Source organism: Streptomyces sp. NPDC058092 (assembly GCF_042884935.1).
Lineage (GTDB): Bacteria > Actinomycetota > Actinomycetes > Streptomycetales > Streptomycetaceae > Streptomyces.
Map to the genome: position 1 here is coordinate 295818 of NZ_JBHVSY010000007.1, position 20219 is coordinate 316036.

At 71.5% G+C, this 20219-nt stretch carries 17 protein-coding genes and 1 pseudogene; 10 read left to right on the forward strand and 8 right to left on the reverse strand.

What is annotated here, in order from left to right; all coding sequences use genetic code 11:
- Positions 1-31 precede the first annotated feature (31 nt).
- The 3 genes from ACFVV1_RS14855 to pheT all read left to right on the forward strand — a co-directional run bounded on the left by ACFVV1_RS14855 (position 32) and on the right by pheT (position 4894).
- Positions 32-1108 (forward strand): ATP-binding protein, encoded by a 1077-nt coding sequence (locus ACFVV1_RS14855; protein ID WP_389989624.1) that lies wholly within the window; start codon positions 32-34, stop codon positions 1106-1108.
- A gap of 145 nt (positions 1109-1253) precedes the next feature.
- Positions 1254-2381, forward strand: coding sequence for a phenylalanine--tRNA ligase subunit alpha (gene pheS / locus ACFVV1_RS14860; RefSeq protein WP_389989528.1), 1128 nt, complete (start codon positions 1254-1256; stop codon positions 2379-2381).
- Positions 2381-4894: a phenylalanine--tRNA ligase subunit beta gene (gene pheT / locus ACFVV1_RS14865; protein WP_389989530.1), complete on the forward strand. Its 2514-nt coding sequence runs from the start codon at positions 2381-2383 to the stop codon at positions 4892-4894. The genes pheS and pheT overlap by 1 nt, the downstream gene beginning before the upstream one ends.
- Before the next feature lie 368 nt (positions 4895-5262).
- On the opposite strand, the gene ACFVV1_RS14870 is transcribed toward pheT, so the two are convergent.
- Positions 5263-6396: a CaiB/BaiF CoA transferase family protein gene (locus ACFVV1_RS14870; protein ID WP_389989531.1), complete on the reverse strand. Its 1134-nt coding sequence runs from the start codon at positions 6394-6396 to the stop codon at positions 5263-5265.
- A 137-nt stretch (positions 6397-6533) separates the two neighbouring features.
- Between ACFVV1_RS14870 and ACFVV1_RS14875 the strand changes: the two genes are divergently transcribed.
- A complete protein-coding gene (locus ACFVV1_RS14875; RefSeq protein WP_389989533.1) occupies positions 6534-7709 on the forward strand; it encodes an acyl-CoA dehydrogenase family protein in 1176 nt (391 codons plus the stop codon).
- 53 nt (positions 7710-7762) lie between these two features.
- Here the strand turns inward: ACFVV1_RS14875 and ACFVV1_RS14880 are convergent, their stop codons facing one another.
- Positions 7763-9256 carry a PucR family transcriptional regulator gene (locus ACFVV1_RS14880; protein ID WP_389989535.1) on the reverse strand — a complete coding sequence of 498 codons (1494 nt, stop codon included), beginning with the start codon at positions 9254-9256 and terminating at the stop codon, positions 7763-7765.
- Between the two features lie 94 nt (positions 9257-9350).
- Here ACFVV1_RS14880 and ACFVV1_RS14885 point away from each other — a divergent pair, with 94 nt between their 5' ends.
- From ACFVV1_RS14885 to ACFVV1_RS14895, 3 genes are all read left to right on the forward strand, one after another.
- Positions 9351-9809 carry a hypothetical protein gene (locus ACFVV1_RS14885; protein WP_389989537.1) on the forward strand — a complete coding sequence of 153 codons (459 nt, stop codon included), beginning with the start codon at positions 9351-9353 and terminating at the stop codon, positions 9807-9809.
- Positions 9810-10212: 403 nt separating this feature from the next.
- Entirely contained in the window at positions 10213-11562 is a 1350-nt protein-coding gene (locus ACFVV1_RS14890; RefSeq protein ID WP_389989538.1) for a transcriptional regulator, read from the forward strand.
- A 99-nt stretch (positions 11563-11661) separates the two neighbouring features.
- On the forward strand, positions 11662-12192 hold the full coding sequence (locus ACFVV1_RS14895; protein WP_389989540.1) for an NUDIX domain-containing protein: 531 nt from the start codon (positions 11662-11664) through the stop codon (positions 12190-12192).
- A 73-nt stretch (positions 12193-12265) separates the two neighbouring features.
- Here the strand turns inward: ACFVV1_RS14895 and ACFVV1_RS14900 are convergent, their stop codons facing one another.
- A complete protein-coding gene (locus ACFVV1_RS14900; RefSeq protein ID WP_389989542.1) occupies positions 12266-13126 on the reverse strand; it encodes a 3-hydroxybutyryl-CoA dehydrogenase in 861 nt (286 codons plus the stop codon).
- A 198-nt stretch (positions 13127-13324) separates the two neighbouring features.
- Here ACFVV1_RS14900 and ACFVV1_RS14905 point away from each other — a divergent pair, with 198 nt between their 5' ends.
- Entirely contained in the window at positions 13325-14617 is a 1293-nt protein-coding gene (locus ACFVV1_RS14905; protein ID WP_389989544.1) for a glycoside hydrolase family 10 protein, read from the forward strand.
- Between the two features lie 105 nt (positions 14618-14722).
- On the opposite strand, the gene ACFVV1_RS14910 is transcribed toward ACFVV1_RS14905, so the two are convergent.
- A complete protein-coding gene (locus ACFVV1_RS14910) occupies positions 14723-14932 on the reverse strand; it encodes a DUF1918 domain-containing protein (protein WP_384464778.1) in 210 nt (69 codons plus the stop codon).
- An 86-nt stretch (positions 14933-15018) separates the two neighbouring features.
- Entirely contained in the window at positions 15019-16038 is a 1020-nt protein-coding gene (locus tag ACFVV1_RS14915; RefSeq protein ID WP_389989546.1) for a DMT family transporter, read from the reverse strand.
- On the opposite strand from ACFVV1_RS14915, the gene ACFVV1_RS14920 reads away from it, so the two are divergent.
- Complete coding sequence (locus tag ACFVV1_RS14920; RefSeq protein ID WP_389989548.1) at positions 16037-17494, forward strand: PLP-dependent aminotransferase family protein; 1458 nt, start codon at positions 16037-16039, stop codon at positions 17492-17494. The genes ACFVV1_RS14915 and ACFVV1_RS14920 overlap by 2 nt on opposite strands.
- A gap of 130 nt (positions 17495-17624) precedes the next feature.
- Positions 17625-18115: pseudogene (locus tag ACFVV1_RS14925) on the forward strand (serine hydrolase); the annotation flags it as partial.
- Between the two features lie 93 nt (positions 18116-18208).
- Here the strand turns inward: ACFVV1_RS14925 and ACFVV1_RS14930 are convergent.
- From ACFVV1_RS14930 to ACFVV1_RS14940, 3 genes are all read right to left on the reverse strand, one after another.
- Complete coding sequence (locus ACFVV1_RS14930) at positions 18209-18949, reverse strand: Clp protease N-terminal domain-containing protein (protein ID WP_389989550.1); 741 nt, start codon at positions 18947-18949, stop codon at positions 18209-18211.
- Between the two features lie 83 nt (positions 18950-19032).
- Positions 19033-19494 carry a hypothetical protein gene (locus ACFVV1_RS14935; protein WP_389989552.1) on the reverse strand — a complete coding sequence of 154 codons (462 nt, stop codon included), beginning with the start codon at positions 19492-19494 and terminating at the stop codon, positions 19033-19035.
- A 173-nt stretch (positions 19495-19667) separates the two neighbouring features.
- On the reverse strand, positions 19668-20165 hold the full coding sequence (locus tag ACFVV1_RS14940) for a peptidylprolyl isomerase (RefSeq protein WP_389989554.1): 498 nt from the start codon (positions 20163-20165) through the stop codon (positions 19668-19670).
- Positions 20166-20219 lie beyond the last annotated feature (54 nt).

Genomic DNA, 20219 nt, shown 5'->3' on the forward strand with positions numbered 1-20219 from the left:
CCAGGACCCCGACAGCTGGGACACCCACAGCCTGGACACCGGAGCCGTCGACGCGACCGTCGATCCCGACGACCTCCCCGACGGCCTGGTCATCGCCGACGAGACCGGCCGGGTCATCTGCTTCAACTCCGCCGCCGCCCGGATCACCGCCGTGCCCCGGGCCGCCGCCCTCGGCCGCCCCTTGGAGCACGCCCTGCCGCTGGAGGACCTCAAGGGCCGCCGCTGGTGGGCGCTGACCGATCCGTACGGCGGCCTCGCCATCCGGGTCGGCCAGCCCGAGCGCAATCTGCTGCTGCCCGGCGGCCGCGAGGTCCTGGTCTCCGCACGGTACGTACGCGAGCACCCGACCGGTCCCGTACGCCGGGTGGTGATCTCGCTGCGCGGCACCGAGGCCCGCCGCCGCACCGAACGCAGCCACGCCGAGCTGATCGCCACGGTCGCCCACGAGCTGCGCTCCCCGCTGACCTCCGTCAAGGGCTTCACCGCGACCCTCCTCGCCAAATGGGAACGGTTCACCGACGACCAGAAGCGCCTGATGCTGGAGACCGTCGACGCCGACGCGGGCCGCGTCACCCGGCTCATCGCCGAACTGCTCGACATCTCCCGGATCGACTCCGGCCGGCTGGAGCTGCGACGGCAGCCCGTGGACCTCTCCGCCGCCGTCGAACGCCACATCCAGGCCCTCACCGCGAACGGCCAGACCCCCGACCGCTTCCTCGTCCGTACCTGCCAGCCGCTGCCCGCGGTCTGGGCCGACCCGGACAAGGTCGACCAGGTGCTCGGCAACCTGCTGGAAAACGCGGTGCGCCACGGCGAGGGAACCGTCACCATTGAAGTCGCACCCGCATCCGTACCCGCGAAGAGCGACGAGAAGGGAACGGCCGTCACCGTGAGCGACGAAGGCCCCGGCATCCCCGAGGAGTCGATGGGCCGTGTCTTCACCCGCTTCTGGCGGGGGAGCAAGCGCGGCGGTACGGGCCTGGGCCTCTACATCGTCAAGGGCATCGTCGAGGCGCACGGCGGCACGATCACGGTCGGCCGCGGCCCCGGCGGCGGCGCGGAATTCCGATTTATCCTGCCCGTGAGCACGCCGGCCTACCTGGTCTGAGCAGCCCACGGGCCTCCCACACATCCTGTGACCCTTAGACTCGACCTTTGGCACCTTTGCGTCCTCCAGTCGTCGAGCGGGGCCATGGGGGTCCGGGGTATCCCCCGGTAAGCGCAGTACCAGCCAATCGGAAGCACGGGAAGAGATGTCGGCACCGAACAAGTCGTACGACCCAGTCGAGGTCGAGGCACTGAAACCGGAAGAGATCGAGCGCATGCGGGACGAGGCGTTCGCCGCCTTCGCCGCCGCCGGTGACCTCGACGCGCTCGCCCAGGCGAAGACCGCGCACACCGGTGGTACCTCGCCCCTGTCACTCGCCAACCGGGAGATCGGCGCACTGCCGCCGCAGGCCAAGGCCGAGGCGGGCAAGCGCGTGGGCCAGGCCCGCGGCGCCGTGAGCAAGGCCCTCGCCGCCCGTCAGGCGGAGCTGGAGGCCGAGCGGGACGCCCGCGTCCTGGTCGAGGAGGCGGTGGACGTCACGCTGCCCTACGACCGCGTCCCGGCCGGCGCCCGCCACCCGCTGACGACCATCATGGAGCGCGTCGCGGACGTCTTCGTGGCCATGGGCTACGAGGTCGCCGAGGGCCCCGAGGCCGAGGCCGAGTGGTTCAACTTCGACGCCCTGAACTTCGTGCCCGACCACCCGGCCCGGCAGATGCAGGACACCTTCTTCGTCCGGGGCGCCGACGGTGCCGAGAACGACGAGTCCGGCGTCGTGCTGCGTACGCACACCTCGCCGGTCCAGGCCCGCACCCTGCTCGACCGCGAGCCCCCCGTCTACGTCGTCTGCCCCGGCCGCGTCTACCGCACCGACGAGCTCGACGCGACGCACACCCCGGTCTTCCACCAGATCGAGCTGCTCGCCGTCGACGAGGGCCTCACCATGGCCGACCTCAAGGGCACCCTCGACCACATGGTCCAGGCGCTCTTCGGCCCGGACATGAAGACCCGGCTGAGGCCGAACTTCTTCCCGTTCACCGAGCCGTCCGCCGAGATGGACATGGTCTGCTACGTCTGCCGCGGCGCGTCCGTCGGCAACCCGGACCGCCCCTGCCGCACCTGCGGCAGCGAGGGCTGGATCGAGCTCGGCGGCTGCGGCATGGTCAACCCCAAGGTGCTCGTCGCCTGCGGTGTCGACCCCGAGAAGTACAGCGGATTCGCCTTCGGGTTCGGCATCGAACGGATGCTGATGTTCCGCCACAACGTCGAAGACATGCGAGACATGGTCGAGGGTGACGTCCGGTTCACCCGGCCGTTCGGGATGGAGATCTGATGCGCGTCCCGCTTTCCTGGCTGCGGGAGTACGTCGACCTGCCGGCGACGGAGACCGGCCGTGACGTACAGGCCAAGCTCGTCGCCGTGGGTCTGGAGGTCGAGACCGTCGAGCAGATCGGCGCCGGCCTCAAGGGCCCGCTGGTCGTCGGACAGGTACTGACCATCGAGGAGCTGGAGGGCTTCAAGAAGCCCATCCGCTTCTGTACCGTCGACGTCGGCCACGCCAACGGCACCGGTGAGCCGCAGGAGATCGTCTGCGGAGCCCGTAACTTCTCCGTCGGCGACAAGGTCGTCGTGGTCCTCCCGGGCGCCGTCCTGCCCGGCGACTTCGCGATCGCCGCACGCAAGACGTACGGCAAGACCTCGCACGGCATGATCTGCTCCACCGACGAGCTCGGCATGGGCGACGACGGCACGCACGGCATCATCGTGCTGCCTCCGGAGCACGAGGTCTCCGCCGACGCGATCGAGCTCCTCCAGCTCGTCGACGAGGTCCTCGACATCGCCGTCACGCCGGACCGCGGCTACTGCCTGTCCATGCGCGGCGTCGCCCGCGAGACCGCCATCGCGTACGGGCTTGCGCTGCGCGACCCGGCGCTCCTCGACGTGCCCGCGCCGAACGCGTTCGGGTACCCGGTCAAGGTTGCCGACCCGATCGGCTGCGACAAGTTCACCGCGCGCACCGTCGTCGGCCTCCAGCCCGAGGCACGCTCCCCGATCTGGCTGCAGCGCAGGCTGCAGAAGGCCGGGATGCGCCCCATCTCGCTCGCCGTCGACGTCACCAACTACGTGATGCTGGAGCTCGGCCAGCCGCTGCACGCCTACGACCGCACCCGCCTCGACGGACCGATCGGGGTGCGCCGCGCCCAGCAGGGCGAGAAGCTCACCACCCTCGACGGCACGGCCCGCGTCCTGGACGCCGAGGACCTGGTCATCACCGACAACCGCGGGCCGATCGGCCTCGCGGGCGTCATGGGCGGAGCCAACACCGAGATCGCGGACGTCCAGGAGGGTGCGCACAGCACCACCGAGGTCGTCATCGAGGCCGCGCACTTCGACGCGATCTCGATCGCCCGGACCGCGCGCCGCCACAAGCTGTCCTCCGAGGCGTCCAAGCGCTTCGAGCGCGGCTCCGACCCGCAGGCCGCGGCCGCCGCCGCGCAGCGCACCGTCGACCTGCTGGTGCTGCTCGCCGGCGGCACCGCCGAGGTCGGCGCCACCGAGGTCAGTGCACCGTCCGCGCCCCGCACCATCGCGATGCCGGCGGACCACCCCGACCGGGTGGCCGGTGTCGGCTACGGCCGCGAGACCGTCGTACGCCGCCTCCAGGAGGTCGGCTGCGACGTCTACGGACAGGACGAGCTGATCGTCACCGTGCCGTCCTGGCGCCCCGACCTCAGCGAGCCGAACGACCTCGCCGAAGAGGTCATCCGGCTCGAGGGGTACGAGAACCTCCCGTCCACCCTCCCGACGCCGCCGTCCGGCCGCGGGCTCAGCGACCGCCAGCGGCTGCACCGCAGGATCGGCCGGGCGCTCGCCGGAGCCGGCTACGTCGAGGCGCTGAACTACCCGTTCATCGGCGCCGCCGTGCTCGACCAGCTCGGGCTCGACACCGACGACGCCCGCCGCCGTACGGTCGAGCTCGTCAACCCGCTCTCCGACGAGGAGCCGGCGCTGCGCACCACGCTGCTGCCGGGTCTGCTCGGCGCACTGCGGCGCAACGACGGCCGCGGCGGTCACGACCTCGCGCTCTTCGAGACCGGTCTGGTCTTCAGGCCCACCGGCACGGAGACCAAGGCCGTACGGCTGCCCGTCGACCGCCGTCCCACCGACGAGGAGATCGCCGGGCTCAATGCCACGCTGCCGCGCCAGCCGCGCCACGCCGCGGTCGTCCTCACGGGCGCCCGCGAGCAGGCCGGCTGGTGGGGCAAGGGCCGCCCGGCCGACTGGGCGGACTCCATCGAGGCCGCCCGCACGATCGCCCGCGAGGCGGGTGTCGAGGTGACCGTCCGCAGCGACCAGCACGCGCCGTGGCACCCGGGCCGCTGCGCCGCGCTGTACGTCACGGTGAACGGCGCGGAGACCCTCTTCGGGCACGCCGGTGAGCTGCACCCGCGCGTCATCAAGGAGCTCCACCTGCCGGAGCGCACCTGCGCCATGGAGGTCGAACTCGACCTCCTGGAACAGGCCGCCGACGGCGCGCTCCAGGCACCGCGGATCTCCGCCTTCCCGGTGGCGACCCAGGACGTCGCGCTGATCGTCGCGGAGAACGTCCCCGCCGCCGAGGTGGAGCAGGCGCTGCGCGAGGGCGCGGGTGAACTCCTCGAATCGCTGCGGCTGTTCGACGTCTTCACCGGCGACCAGATCGGTGCGGGCCGCAAGTCCCTGGCGTACGCGCTGCGGTTCCGCGCGGCGGACCGCACGCTGACCGTCGACGAGGCCTCGGCCGCGCGCGACGCCGCGGTGGCCCTTGCCGCCGAGCGGACGGGTGCGGTGCTGCGGGGCGCGTGAGGCGCCGTCGTTCTCGATCGCAGGGCGGGCCGGATCTCCGGCCCGCCCTGCGCGTTCGAGGATGTTTCGGAACCCGCCCGAGGACAGGCGGGAGTTCCGGTCGGCGCGGCGCTCGACGGCACCTCGGCGCCCGTCCGGGCCGGCTCGTTCTCCAGCCCGTCGGGTGTTTTCCGAGACCTGCCTTCCGGAACCGCTTCGGGTCGACAGCGGGGGCCTGGGGGCGGACGGCGTGCTGATCGGCCGCCCCTGCCGCTACGGACTCGGGCCGGGAGGCCGTGGTGCCCAGCGGGTCGGCGACGGACGCGTCGGAACTACGCGCCGGCGACTGAAAGGGCCGGGCCGTCTCCGTGGCAGTCGCGGGTCCGGGTTCAGCCGATGGTCCAGTCGTGGAGGACTTCGGCGCGATGGGCATCGAGTTCGGGGGTGGTGGAGGGCGAGGCGTGGGGGGTGTTCTGGAATGCGACGGGCTGGCGCAGTGCGGTCATGCCGTCCAGGGCGGGGTGTTGGAAGTGTCCGGTGACGCCCCGGTGACGGACGCTGTCGAGAGCCTGCTGGAGATCCTGTACGGGGCCGGCGGGAACGCCCTGCTGTCCGGCGAGCGCGACGACGTCGGCGGCGGAATGCTGCCGTGTCCAGGACTCGATGGTGGCGCGGACCTCCGGTTCGTGGGCGGTGCGTGCCTCGTCCGTGCGGTATGTGGGGTGGTCGGCGAGATCAGGGCGTCCGATCAGGGCCAGCAGGTTCTGGAAGGTGCGGTCGTTGGCGGCCGCGAGGACGACGGGGGCATCGGCTGCCTGGTAGACACCGAACGGGGTGGAGACGGGATGACGGTTGCCGACGCGGGTGGGCGGGGTGCCGTCGGCGGCCAGCAGGCTGGCGTTGGTGAGCTGGAGGGAGACCATCGCATCGAGCATGGCGATGTCCAGGTGCTGCCCCCGTCCGGTGCGGCCGCGTTCGACGAGGGCGGCGCAGATCGCCCATGAGCCGTACAGGCCGGCCTGCAGATCGGCGATGGACTCGCCGACCTTGGTCGGTTCCCCGTCGGCCCGGCCGGTGGTCTCCATGATCCCGGACATGGCCTGGATGATCAGGTCGTAGGCGGGACGGGCGGACATCTCGCCCGTCTGCCCGAATCCGGAGATGCTCGTGTAGATCAGGCCCGGGTTGCGGGCGAGCATCGCTTCCGCGCCGACGCCCAGCCGGTCGGCGACGCCCGGCCGGAAGTTCTCCACGAGTACGTCCGCGCGGTCCACCAGGGACCACAGCGTGCGCAGGTCCTCATCGTTCTTGAGATCGAGCGCGATGCTGCGCTTGTCCCGGTTGAGCATCGCGAAGTAGACGCTCATGCCCTCCACGAACGGCCCGAGATGCCGGGTGTCGTCGCCGTTGGGGGGCTCCACCTTCACCACGTCGGCGCCGATGTCGGCCAGCAGGGACGTACAGAACGGGCCGGCCAGTACCCGGGACAGGTCCAGCACACGGATTCCACTCAAAGCCGGCATGGCAACTCCTTCGTTCGACTGCGCCGAACGCTAGGAGGAGCAGTCGGCACAAGGTATGTGCAGTGGCACGGAGAAGGACCCCGCCGTCGTGCGTCGGCACATTGCCGGTGGCGGGCGGCAGGTGGGTGACTGAGGACATGAACACCTCCGAACAGACCCCGCAGGCGGACCTGCCGTACCGGATGCCCAGCGAGTACGAGGACTTCCGACTGTCCGTGCGCGCCTTCGCCGACGAGCGGATCCAGCCCCTGGCATCGATCGCCGACGCCGAGGACGTCTTCTCCGAGAAGGGCTACGCGGAACTTGTCGCCGCGCAGTTCCATGCGCTCGGCGTTCCCGAGCGTTACGACGGGGCGGGGGCGGACGCACTGGCGCAGGCCATCGCCATCGAGGAGATCGCCCGGGTATCGGCGGGCATCTCCACCGTGCTGACCTCCAACAAGCTCGGTGTCACCCCGCTGCTGCTCGCCGGATCCGCCGAACAGCTCGACCGGTATCTGCCGAAGGTGGCCGCCGGCGAGGCGCTGTGCGCCTACGCGATCTCCGAACGGGAAGCGGGCAGCGATGTCGCCGCGATGACCTGCCGGGCGGTGCCCGAGGGGGACGGCTGGCGGCTGACGGGCACCAAGAGCTGGATCACCTCGGCCGGCGAGGCCGCCGTCCTGATCGTCTTCGCCGTCACCGATCCCGGACAGGGCAAGCGCGGCATCTCGGCCTTCATCGTGGAGGAGACCGACGACGGGATCTCCTACGGTGCCCCGGAGCGCAAGATGGGCCTGCACGGCTCGGTCACCAAGGAGGTCCACTTCGACGGTGTGCACCTTCCCGGCGACCGGCTGCTCGGACGGCGTGGCCGCGGCCTGCACCTGGCGCTGGAAACGCTCGACCACACCAGGATCTCCATCGCGGCACAGGCCGTCGGCATCGCACAGGGAGCGCTGGACTACGCGGCGGACTACGTACGCGAGCGGCAGCAGTTCGGCCACCCGGTCGCGGAGTTCCAGGGAGTCCAGTTCATGATCGCCGACATGGCGATGCGTATCGAGGCCGCCCGCTCGCTCACCTACCGGGCCGCGGCGGCCTCGCAGGCCCGCGCCGGTGACCTCACCTTCCTCGGCGCTGCCGCGAAGTGCCTCGCCTCCGACACCGCCATGGCGGTCACGACCGACGCCGTCCAACTCCTGGGCGGGGCCGGCTACGTACACGATCACCCGGTGGAGCGGATGATGCGCGACGCCAAGATCACGCAGATCTACGAGGGCACCAACCAGATCCAGCGGGTCGTCATGGCACGGCAGGTACTGGGGCGCTGAGCCCGCCCCACCCGGCGTGGCGAGAGCCCGAAGGGCCGGCCGGCCGTGCCGGATCAGTCATCCGGTGGCGCCAGGACCTGGAGGGCCAGCCACAGTTCCAGCCGGTCCTGGGTGGAACCGAGCCGTTTGCCCAGCAGCCGCTCGATCTGGCCGATCCGGTACCGCAGCGAATTGCGGTGCAGGTTCATGGCCCGGCACGTTTCCGCCATCGAACCGTCGTGTTCGAGGTAGAGGCGCACGGTGGCCTCCAGCGCCGCACCGTGGTCGGCATCGTAGCGGCGCAGGGGTTCGAGCAGACTCCTCGCGAGTTCCGCCAGTGGAAGGTCGGCGCTGCTCAGGATCAGGCCGGGGAGTGACAGCGTGCGGCATTCCTGCACGCCGGATCCTTGCCCCTGGGCGTGCCGGGCCTCGTGATAGCCGATGCGGATGCCGTGGGAGCCGCGGTGCAGGCCACTGACGCCGACCTTCGCTGCCGCGGGCCGGCCGTCGAGGTAGCGCAACAGCCGGTCGGCGACCGTCCGTGCGTCGCCGTCCGCACCGACCACCACGACGATGCCGTCGTCGAGCGGACACATCGGGTACAGGTCGGACCGGCCCTGCAACAGTGCGACCAGGTCGAGGGGGCGCTGCCGCAGCAAGGACGCCGCGTGCGCGGAGCTCGCCACGACCACCCGGTGGCTGCCCTGCGGGTCCAGCCCCAGCTGGGCCAGCTTGCGCTGCGCCTCCTTCTCGGGGAGACCGTGGTGGACGATGTCCGCGATCACCTGCGCGACCAGCTCACGGCCGCCGGACACCAGCGCCTGGCGCCGCGCGATCTCCAGGCCGACGAGATTGGCCGTCGGCGCGAGCAGGGTGACCTGCTCACTGGGGCCCCGGGCCGCGATGTACCCGACGACGACGCCATCCGCCCGCACCGGAAGGGACACGGTCCCCGAAGTGGCCGCTGCCTGTGGCTGGTTCGAAGCGGCGGCCACCTCCTCCACCGGCCAGCGCGCGGCCGACGGGTGTTGCTCCAGCACCGTGCCCGCCGTGTCGAGGACGGCGACCTCGGCGGTCAGATGGTGGGCCAGTACGGCGACGAGATGACGCAGGCCGCGGCCCGCGAGAAGGGCTCCCATGATCTCGTCCTGCAGGCGGATCATCAGCCGGGTCCGGGCGTACTGCTCGGCGAAGATCTGGTCCGCCGTCCACCGGCTGATCTGGATGAACGGGATCTCCACCGGAGAAGTCAGCAGCGCGAGCCCGTGTCGTTCGGCGGCGTCCCGCAACCCCGCCGGCACCCGGTCGTGAACCAGCCCGATCCCGATGCAGAGTGCCGCGACGGGCACGGCGACCAGGTCCCGCACCAGCTGGTCCCACTCCCGGCGGGTACGCCGGCGCAGGCCGGTGGTCAGAACCAGCTCACCACCGCGCAGGAACGGGACCGGATCCTCCAGCTCGGTGGTGGAGGACCAGCTGATGGGCACCTCGGCCCAGCCACCGGGATCGGTGACGGCGGTCAGCCGCAGTTCACGCTGGGCGAGCAGGTGAGACGCAAGCACGGGCATCAGCACAGGCTGCCACAGCCCGCATCACCGAGTCCTGTGCGCATGCACAGGATGAAGCCCTCGAGACCGGTCACCTGCACATCTGTCCCGTACGGTGCCCGGCCCCACCGTCTCCACCACCGGCGTGACCGCACTGCCGCGAGGAACCGCCCGGTACGGACACCACCGCAGGCACGAAGGGAACACCGGGAACGCATGGACACGCATGCTCGTACTGCGGCGCGGCCACTACGACATCGAGGCACTGTTCCGGCGTGACGGGGGCCGCTACGGCCGCTGGTCGGTACCCGGGCTGGTGGCCTACGTGCTCGGCTTCGCCGTCATGGTCCCGTTCTTCAGCGTGCCCGGACTCTTCGTGGGACCGGTCGCCTCGGCCCTGGACGAAACCGACCTCTCGGCCTTCGTCGGGCTGCTGGTCTCCGCCGGTCTCTACGCCGCCCTGGCACCGTCCGCCGGCCGCCGGGCCGAGACCGCACCACTGGACACCGCCCGCGGCCGGACGGAGCGAGCCCGAGCCTGTCCGGCGATCGAGGAAGGTAAGCGAGGAAGGTGAGTAGGGAGGGGCGCATCCGGTCACCGGACGCGCCCCTCCCGTGCTCGCCGAAGGGCGAGGACCGCACGCGGGCCCCGGCCCGGCCCGGGGGAACCCGGCTCCGTGCCGACCCCGCAGCCACCCTCCGATCCGTGGGCAGTGGGTCGTGCGATCCGGCGCCGTCCGCGCCGCCACGGAGTGTCGGGCAGGTCGGCGGAGACGGACGGCGCGGGTGCGGGTCGTCGGCTGTACGAGGGGGAGCAGACGACCCGGCCGCCTCTTGCGAGACGACTGATTCAACCGATCCGGGTCCCGGCGTGCCAGAGCGCGCGGCGGGACGGTTCGGGCATTCCGTTCACACCCCGTGTGAATCGTGCTCCACTGGTGCGACACGCCTCGGCGTGCCGAACCACCGGAGGGGCACATGGGGGCAACGGAGCCCAACATTCTGCTGGCGGCCCTGATCGAGGAGGCGGGCGTCTCCCGGGCCGGCCTCGCCGCGCACATCAACCGGGCCGGCCGCTCCCGCGGACTGTGCCTGCGGTACGAACACACCGCGGTGGCCCGCTGGTTGAAGGGGCAGCGCCCCCGTGGCCAGGTGCCGGACCTGGTCTGCGAAGTGCTCGGGAACCGGCTGAACAGGCCTCTTTCGCTGGACGACATCGGCTTGGCGGCTCCGGGCGCCGGTGCGGCCGGGCCCGCGTCCACGCTCGGCGGATTCGTCGAGCGGGCCACCGCGCTGTGGCGCTCCGACGCACAGCAGCGCCCGCACGCGCTCGCCCCGGCCGCCGTCACGGGTACCACGGCAGTGATGCCCGTCTGGGAATGGGAGAACCCGCCCGAGGACCTCGATGTCTCCCGCAGCGGCACCACCCGGGTCGGCACGGCCGACATAGTGACCTTGCGCGCGGCCCGCGCCCACTACGAACTCATGTACCGCAGGGCAGGCGGAATCGCGACCCGATCCCGCATCGTCGGCTTCCTCAACGCGGAGACCGCCCCGCTGCTGCGTGGCGCCTACAGCGATGCGACGGGGCGCCAACTGCACCGGGCGACGGGCGGGTTGGTGGCCGTCGCGGGCATCTGCGCCTACGACTCCGACGCGCACGGGCTCGCCCAGCGCTACTTCCACCAGGCGCTGCGGCTGGCCAAGGCGAGCGGGGACCGAGGCCTCGGCGGCTATGTGATCGCCCTGCTGGTCAACCAGTCGCTGTGCCTCGCCGAGTACCGGCAGTCGGTGGCCTTCGCGCAGGCGGCACTGCGGGCCGCCGGCGGCCACATCACTCCCGCGCTGGCCGCCGATCTGTACGCGATGCAGGCCAAGGCGTACGCCCACCTCGGCGACGCGGGCAGCGCCCTGGAGTGCATCCGGCGGGCCGAGTCGGAGGCGAAACGCATCCGACCGGGCCAGGAACCGGACGAGACGGGATACGTCCAGCCGGGCCTGGTCGATGTGCAGGTGGCCGAGGCGCTGCTCAGCCTCGGCGATCTGCCGGGGGCCAGGGAACACGCGGCGGCGGCCGTACGGACCCCGGCGCACGACCGGGGCCGGGTGCACCGGCTCGCCATGCTGACCCATGTCGAGCTGCGCCAGGGCGAGGCGGACCGGGCGGCGGCCACCGCCGTGGAGATGGCCGAGCGGGCCAGGGGCATGGAGTCGCGGCGGCTGCGCGACCGGCTGCGCGCGGTGCGCGAGGACCTGATCGCGAGCGGCTGCGCCGAGGCGGGGCGGGCCGCCGAACTGATCGACGGGGCGTTGCGCGTACCGCTGTGAGTACCCCTGCGCATGCGTAACCGGTGGTACCGGTACGTTCCCCTCCGGTCCTGCACCTGCTGCGATGTTGCCACCTACTTGTCGGAGGGTGGCAAAACTGTGCGATGGACGAACCTGAGCGAACAAACCGTGTATGAGAACCGCTGGTTCCGGGTCAATCTGGCGGATGTGGTCATCCCCGACGGCCGTCATCTCGACCACTACCTGATCCGGCTGCGCCCCGTCGCGGCGGCCACCGTCGTCAATGAGGCCAACGAGGTGCTGCTGCTGTGGCGGCACCGGTTCATCACCGACAGCTGGGGCTGGGAGCTTGCCGCGGGCGTCGTCGAGGATAGTGAGGACATCGCGGCCGCCGCGGCCCGGGAGATGGAGGAGGAGACCGGCTGGCGCCCCGGCCCGCTGCGTCCGCTGCTGACCGTGGAGCCGTCGAACGGTCTCACCGACGCCCGGCACCACCTCTACTGGTCCGAGGAGGCCGCCTGGACGGGCCACCCCAGCGACGACTTCGAGTCCTCGCGCCGCGAGTGGATACCGCTCAAGCTGGTGCCCGACATGATCGCCCGCGGCGAGGTCCCGGCCGCGGGCATGGCGGCCGGGCTGATGATGCTCCATCACTTACGGCTGGGCTGAGGCGCCCGGAACCGCGTACGGGGCCGGCCGGGGCAATGCCCCGCCCGGCCCCGTACAGGCACGAGAGAACGGATCAGGAGTACGGGTAGAAGCCCGAGCCGGTCTTGCGGCCGAGCCGGCCCGCGTCCACCATCCGCTGGAGCAGCGGGGGAGCGGCGTACAGCGGCTCCTTGAACTCCGCGTACATCGAATCGGCGACCGAGGCCACGGTGTCCAGACCGATCAGGTCGGAGAGCTTCAGCGGGCCCATCGGGTGGGCGCAGCCGAGCTCCATGCCGTTGTCGATGTCCTCCCGACTGGCGATGCCCGACTCGAACATCCGGATCGCGGAGAGCAGATACGGAATGAGCAGCGCGTTGACGACGAAGCCGGAGCGGTCCTGGGCGCGGATCGGGTGCTTGCCGAGGACGTCCTGCACCAGGGCCTCGGCGCGCTTCACCGTCTCGTCGGACGTCGTCAGCGCGGGGATCAGCTCGACGAGCTTCTGCACCGGGGCCGGGTTGAAGAAGTGGATGCCGATGACCTGGTCCGGGCGAGAGGTCGCCACGGCCAGCTTCACCAGCGGGATGGAGGAGGTGTTCGAGGCGAGGATCGCGTCCTGCCGGGTCACCACCTGGTCGAGCACCTGGAAGATCTCGGTCTTGACCTGCTCGTTCTCCACGACGGCCTCGATGACGAGATCGCAGTCGGCGAACTCTCCGAGGTCGGTGGTGAAGCTCAGACGAGCCAGTGTCTCGTCGCGCTCCGCCGGAGTGATCTTGCCGCGTTCGGCGGCCTTCGAGAGGGAGTTGTGCAGCCGGGTGCGGCCGATCTCCAGCGCCTCGCCGGTGGTCTCGGCCACCTTGACCTCAAGACCGCTGCGGGCGCACACCTCCGCGATACCCGCGCCCATCTGGCCACAGCCCACCACTCCGACGCGTGCAATGTCGGCCATAGAGTCCGTCACCTCGTGCCTTTCGCTGTTCTGCGTGTCGCAGGTTCCCGTCTGATTCCGGTGCCCGCCCCGACCCCCCGACGTTACTCCGCGACCTACGGGTCATTGCGGGCCGGGGCGGGCATGCTCTGCGTTACGCCTGAATCCAGGGGCGACGGACGATGACGACGATGACAGAGAGACGGCAGGTGTAACGAAATGCGGCAAATGGCCAGGAGAGGCTTTGTTGCGGGTGCGGCTGGAGTGGTCGCCGGGGTGGTGAGCACCGTCACCACGGCCGGTGACGCCGTCGCGGCTCCGTCCCGGCAGGCCGGTTCCGGGCGGACGGACGCACCGCCCCGCGAGGGCGGCCGGCGGGTCGCGCGGCGTGAGCTGCGCGGCATGTGGGTCGCCACCGTCGCCAACGTCGACTGGCCCTCCGCGCCCGGTCTGACGGCGGCCGAGCAGCAGGCCGAACTGATCGGGTATCTCGACGAGGCCGTCGACCGGCGGCTGAACGCGGTGATCCTCCAGGTCCGGCCGACCGCCGACGCGCTGTGGCCCTCGCCCTACGAACCGTGGGCCCAGTACCTCACCGGGGTCCAGGGCAAGAATCCCGGCTGGGATCCGCTGGGCACCGCCGTCCACGAGGCGCACCGCCGCGGCCTGGAACTGCACGCCTGGTTCAACCCGTACCGGGTCGCCAACCACACCGACCCGTCCCGGCTGACCGCCACCCACCCCGCCAGGCTGCACCCCGAATGGGTGCTGCCGTACGGCGGAAAGCTCTACTACAACCCCGGAATCCCCGAGGTCCGCCGCTTCGTCCAGGACGCGATGCTCGACGCGGTCCGCCGCTACGACATCGACGCCGTGCACTGGGACGACTACTTCTACCCGTACCCGGTGGCCGGGCAGGTCTTCGACGACGACGCCACGTACGCGCGATACGGCGCCGGCTTCCCGGACAAGGCCGCCTGGCGGCGCGACAACACCGACAAGCTGGTGCGCGAGACCGCCGAGCGGATCAAGAAGATCAAGAAGAACGTCCAGTTCGGGATCAGCCCGTTCGGCGTGTGGCGCAACGCCGCCACCGATCCGCTCGGCTCCGACACGAAGGCGGGCGTGCAGACGTACGACGATCTGCACGCCGACACCCGCGGCTGGATCAAGAAGGGCTGGATCGACTACATCTGCCCGCAGATCTACTGGAACATCGGCTTCGCGGCCGCCGACTACGCCAAGCTGCTGCCCTGGTGGGACGAGGTCGTACGGGGCACGGGCGTCGATCTCTTCGTGGGCGAGGCGCTCTACAAGGCCGGTGACCCCGCGCAGCCCGCCGCCTGGCAGGACCCGGCCGAACTCTCCCGCCACCTCGACTTCGCCGCCGGCTACGACCAGGTGCGCGGCCACGTCTACTTCTCCGGCAAGAACGTGGTCACGGACCGGATCGGAACCATGGCCCGGGTGGTGGCCGACCACTACCGCAGCAGGGTGCGTCCACCCCGCTGACCGAAGCAGCGGGGTGGACGCACCCAGCTGAGCGGGCGGGCCGCCGGGAATCCGGTCGGCCCGCCCGGGGCCCGGGGGAAGAGCAGTGCCGTCCGCCGGAGGCCGCTACCGGGTCTCCGGTGCCTGCTTACGGGCTTTGTGCTGTACGACGCTGTCGGGACCGGGCGAAATCAGGTGTTCGTGTCCGTCCTCGAAGCGGACGCGGTACGGGGGAGTGCCCCCGGCGCCGAGCACTTCGACGATCTCTGCGACCCGGTCGTGCTGTCCCACGGTCCTGCCGTGCGTCAGCAGACGGTCGCCCGCGTGTGCCTCCATCGGGTGTGACCTCCTCACGGGTGGCGGTCCATGTCGACAAGTCTATGACCGAAATGCGACTTCGCCCGGTGGAGGGTGCGGGGTTCTCACCCCGTACGCCGCGCGCGCCCCGCCCGTTGAGTGACCGCGATGCAGACCAGCACCGCGATCGCCGCCACCGGCGCTGCCGTCGAGACCTTCTCGCCGAGCACGAGGAACGACCACACCAGAGTCAGCATCGGCTGCGCGAGCTGGAGCTGGCTGGCCCGCGGCACCCCGATCTCCGCCATCCCGCGGTACCAGACGTACAGGCCGAGGAAGGTGGACCCGGCCGCCACCCAGACCAGGCCGATCACTCCGTGCGCGGTCAGCCGCACCGGCTCCAGGGGCAGCGCGATCGCCGCCCCCGCCACCGCGAGCGGCAGGGAGACGATGAGTGCCCAGCCGACCACCTGCCAGCCCGGCATGATCCCGGCGAGCCTGCCGCCCTCGGTGTACCCCGCCGCGCACACCAGCAGCGCACCGAACAGATACAGGTCGCCGCCGGACAGCGCACCGCCGCTCTGCTGCACGGTAAACGCGATCACCACCGCCGCCCCGGCGAGCGCCGCGACCCAGAAGGCACGGGGCGGCCGTGCCCCGGTCCGCAGCGAGGAGAACACGGCGGTGGTCAGTGGAAGCAGCCCCACCACCACGGCCGCGTGCGAGGTCGTCGAGGTCTGCAGGGCCAGCGTGGTCAGCAGCGGGAAGCCCACCACCACGCCCGCGGCGACGACGAGGAGCCCCGGCCGGTGCCGACGGTCCGGCACCGGTACGCGCCCCGCCATCAGCACGGCGCCCGCGATCGCCGCGGCGAGCAGGGTGCGCAACGCCACCAGCGACCAGGGGCCGAAGCTCTCCAGGCCCCAGGCCGTGGACGGGAAGGTCAGCGAGAAGGCGACGACACCGAGCCCGGCGAGAACCACGCCACCGCGGTTCGCCGAACCGGCCGTCGTACGGGTCGTCGATCCGGCGGTTCCGGTCGCCGTACGGGTCGTCGATCCGGCGGGCGATTCAGCCGCCGGTCCGGCCGTCGACGCAGCAACCGCTATCGTGCTGTGGGGAATAGCGCTATCGTCAGCTTTCATGCAAGAGCGTAGCAGTGCCGCTGTACTCGTCGCTTCTCTCCGCAGCGAACTGAACCGCTACTCACCAGGTGGAAAGCTGCCGTCGAGCCGGGCCCTCGTGGAGCGCTTCCGAGTCAGCCCCGTCACCGTCTCCCGGGCCATCGCCCAGCTCGCCGCCGAGGGCCTCGTCGTCACCCGGCCCGGCTCCGGCGCCTTCCGGGCACAGCCCCGTACCGATGCGCCCCCGCCGGGCGACACCTCCTGGCAGGAGGTCTCCCTCAGCGGCGATCGCGGCCCCGAAGCGGTGCCGCGTACGGTCGATGCCTCCGGTGTCCTGGTCACGCTCGCCGCACCGCCGCCCGGTGTCATCGAGCTCAACGGCGGCTACCTCCATTCCTCGCTCCAGCCGGAGCGGGCGCTCGCCGCCGCCCTCGCCAGGGCCGGGCGCCGCCCCGGTGCCTGGGGGCGCCCGCCCACCGACGGGCTGACCGAACTGCGGGCCTGGTTCGCCCGTGAGATCGGGCCCGCGCTCACCGCCGCCGACGTCCTGATCACCGCGGGTGGCCAGAGCGCCCTGGCCACCGCGCTGCGCGCCCTCGCCCCGCCCGGCGCCCCGGTCCTGGTCGAGTCGCCCACCTACCCCGGCATGCTGGCGGCCGCCCGCGCCACCGGGCTGCGGCCCGTGCCGGTGCCCGTCGACGCCGACGGAGTACGGCCGGAACTGCTCGCCGCCGCGTTCCGGGCCACCGGCGCCCGCGTCTTCGTCTGCCAGCCGCTCTTCCAGAACCCGACCGGCGCGGTCCTCGCCCCCGAACGGCGCGGCGAGGTCGTCCGGATCGCCCGTGCGGCGGGGGCCTTCGTCATCGAGGACGACTTCGCCCGCCGCCTGGCCCACGACGACGCCGGGCCACTGCCCGCGCCCCTGGCCGCCGACGACCCGGACGGTGTGGTCGTCCACGTCTGCTCCCTCACCAAGATCACCTCGCCGAGTCTGCGGGTGGGCGCGCTCGCCGCCCGCGGTCCGGTGCTCGGCCGGCTGCGGGCCATCCAGGTCGTCGACAGCTTCTTCGTCCCCCGACCGCTCCAGGAGGCCGCGCTCGAACTGGTCGGCTCCCCGGCGTGGGGCCACCATCTGCGTTGCGTGTCGACCGAGCTGAGAAGCCGGCGCACCACCATGACGACGGCCGTGCGGCAGGAGCTCCCCGCCCTCGCGCTCCCGCACATCCCCGCGGGCGGCGGGAGCCTGTGGTTGCGCCTGCCCGAGGCGGAAGCCGGTACGGACGAGTCCGCGGTGGTCTCGGCGGCCCTGCGCGCGGGCGTGGCCATCGCGCCCGGTCGCCCGTACTTCTGCGCCGAACCCCCGTCCCCGCAGGTCCGGTTGAGCTATGCCGCGGTGGCCGGTGCGGCCGAGATCGCCGAGGGCGTCCGCCGTCTGCGCGCCGCCTGCGACGAGGTCCTGGGCGGATCCGGGGGGTGAGCTCCCGCCGTGAGCGAGGACACCCACGAGGCCTGCGAGAGGGCCGACTCCGGGCCATCGAGAGGCCCGCATCCGCGGCGGCATCCCCGGTCGTGCCCGGCCGGAAGCGCCGGTGGAGGCCCTCTTGACCGCGCTGTGCGCGCAGTTGGAACCCTTGGCCGTCGCCACGCTGCTCAACCCGCCCACGGGTGCTGCCGCCGCCGACGCCCCGCAGTGGCGGGCGGCCCGGATCCCCATGGCCAACGGCCACGGCACCGCCCGCGCCGTTGCCGCGCTGTACGGGATCTACGCCGGAAGGGGCAGGTCGGGCGACCGGCGGATTCTCTCCGAGGAGGCCGTCGAGCGCGCCCGCGAGGGGCAGGGGTCCTGCCACGACCTGGTGCTCGGCACGGGCATCGGCCATGACACGGAGCTCGCGCTCGGGCTGTGGCCGAGCGGCCCCGAGGGCTCGTACGGTCCCAACTCGCGGGCCTTCGGTCATGACGGCGCGGGCGGCTCCTGCGGCCTCGCCGACCCGGGGGCCGATCTCGCCCTGGGCTGCGTGATGAACCGGATGGGCCCCGGATCTCCGACGATCCGCGCAAGACGGCCCTGATCGAGGCGGTGTACGGGGCACTGTGACCGGCCGACGCGCGGATGACCGACGCGCGGATGACCGGCACCGGATGACCGGCACCGGCCTCCGCCGCGCATACCCCGGACGGGCCGCTTCGGTCAGGCCTCCTTGTCCGAGGCGGCGATGAGCGTGAGGGCCTCGGCGATGCCCGTCTCGGCGGTCGCCTTGTCGATGCCGAGGTCCGTCAGCACACCCGCGCCGTCCTCCTGCTCCAGCAGGGCGAGCAGGATGTGTTCGGTGCCGACGTAGTTGTGGCCCATCCGCAGGGCCTCCCGGAACGTCAGCTCCAGTGCCTTGCGGGCCCCGGGGGCGAACGGGATGAGGTCCGGCAGCTCGTCGACCGCGACCGGCAGAGCCTCGGTCGCGGCCTGACGGACGGCCTCCGGCGTCACGCCCTGGGACGTGATGAACGCGGGGCCCAGTGCCTCCGGCTCGGCGATCAGTCCCAGCACCAGGTGCTCGGTGCGCACCTCGGTGTTGCCTGCGGCGCGGGCCTCGTTCTGCGCGGTCATCACGACGTTCCTGGCCCGCTCGGTGAAGCGGCCGAACCCTTGGCCGGGGTCCAGGTCCGAGGGCTCGCCGGGGTCCTTGGAGACGAACCGCTTCTGGGCCGCCTGCCTGGTCACCCCCATGCTCTTCCCGATCTCCGTCCAGGAAGCGCCCGAGCGCCGGGCCTGGTCCACGAAGTGCCCGATCAGATGGTCGGCCACATCGCCGAGGTGGTCCGCGGCGATGACCGCGTCGGAGAGCTGGTCGAGGGCGTCGGTGTGGACCTTCTTGATGGCCTCGATCAGGTCGTCGAGGCGTACGGGATTGGTTGGGCGTACAGGTTTCACCATGTGTCAACTGTAGGTTGACACGCCTTCACTGTCAACCATCAGTTGACAGTGAAGGCTGCGGGAGCCGTGCCACCGGTGCGGGATCACCGGCGCCCCGTACAGAAGACGCATCCCTCCCAGTGGACCGGCGCGCACAGGACGCGGTGCCGTACGCACGAGGCCATGGCGGCTTCTTCCGGGCCGGGAAAAGGGGAGCCACCGCTTCGCCGCTCGGAGTCGGCCGGATCGAATGCCGCGACCATCTCCCGGTACTGCCACAGACAACTCTCGGCAAAGGGCGGCTCGTAGCCCAGCTCGTCCCATCGGTGTCTGCGCAGGGCGAGATCGAGCACCCGCAGGACGAAGTCCTTCGCCGCTCCCCGCTCGCACGGGGAGCGGCCCCAGTCGACGTCCTCCAGATCGAACCCGACCGCCCCGCGCCCCATGACGCTCTGGTCCTGCAAGGTCAGCAGGGTGGCGAAGCGGTGCTCCCAGGCGCTGTCGGCGAGATCGGACACGGCCAGCATGAGCACATCGACGAAGACGTCCGTGCCCCCATTGGACATGGACAGACTGCGGCCCCCGCCGCGAAAGACGTTCCCCACCCGAACACCGTAACGAGCGAATCGCGCGGCCGGCCGGTCGGCCGTGGCTGTCCCTCGCCGGCCGGATACGACGGAGCGCGTCGTCCGACGGAGTCCGTCGGACGACGCGCTCGTTCAGCGGTTCCGTATGCGGGTCAGAGGACGCCGCTGTCCGCGATGGTGATCTTCGCCTGGGGCCGGCCGCTCTGCGAGCCGAGGCCCTCGATCTTCTTGACCAGGTCCATGCTCTCCTGGTTGTCGACCTCGCCGAACACCACGTGCTTGCCGTCCAGCCAGGACGTCACGATGGTCGTGATGAAGAACTGCGAGCCGTTGGAGTTGGGGCCGGCGTTGGCCATGGAGAGCAGGCCCGGCTTGGTGTGCGTGAGCTTGAAGTTCTCGTCGGCGAACTTGGCGCCGTAGATGCTCTGGCCGCCCGTGCCGTCACCGCGGGTGAAGTCGCCGCCCTGCAGCATGAAGTCGGGGATGATCCGGTGGAACGAGGAGCCCTTGTAGCCGAAGCCCTTCTCGCCGGTCGCCAGCGCGCGGAAGTTCTCCGCGGTCTTGGGAACGACGTCGTCGAACAGTTTGAACGTGATCCGCCCAGCGGGCTCGTCATTGATGGTGATGTCGAAGTAAACCTTGCTCGTCATGGAACCATCCTGACATCGATGCGCTCGGCGCCGACGGGCGGGCACGGTGCCGGG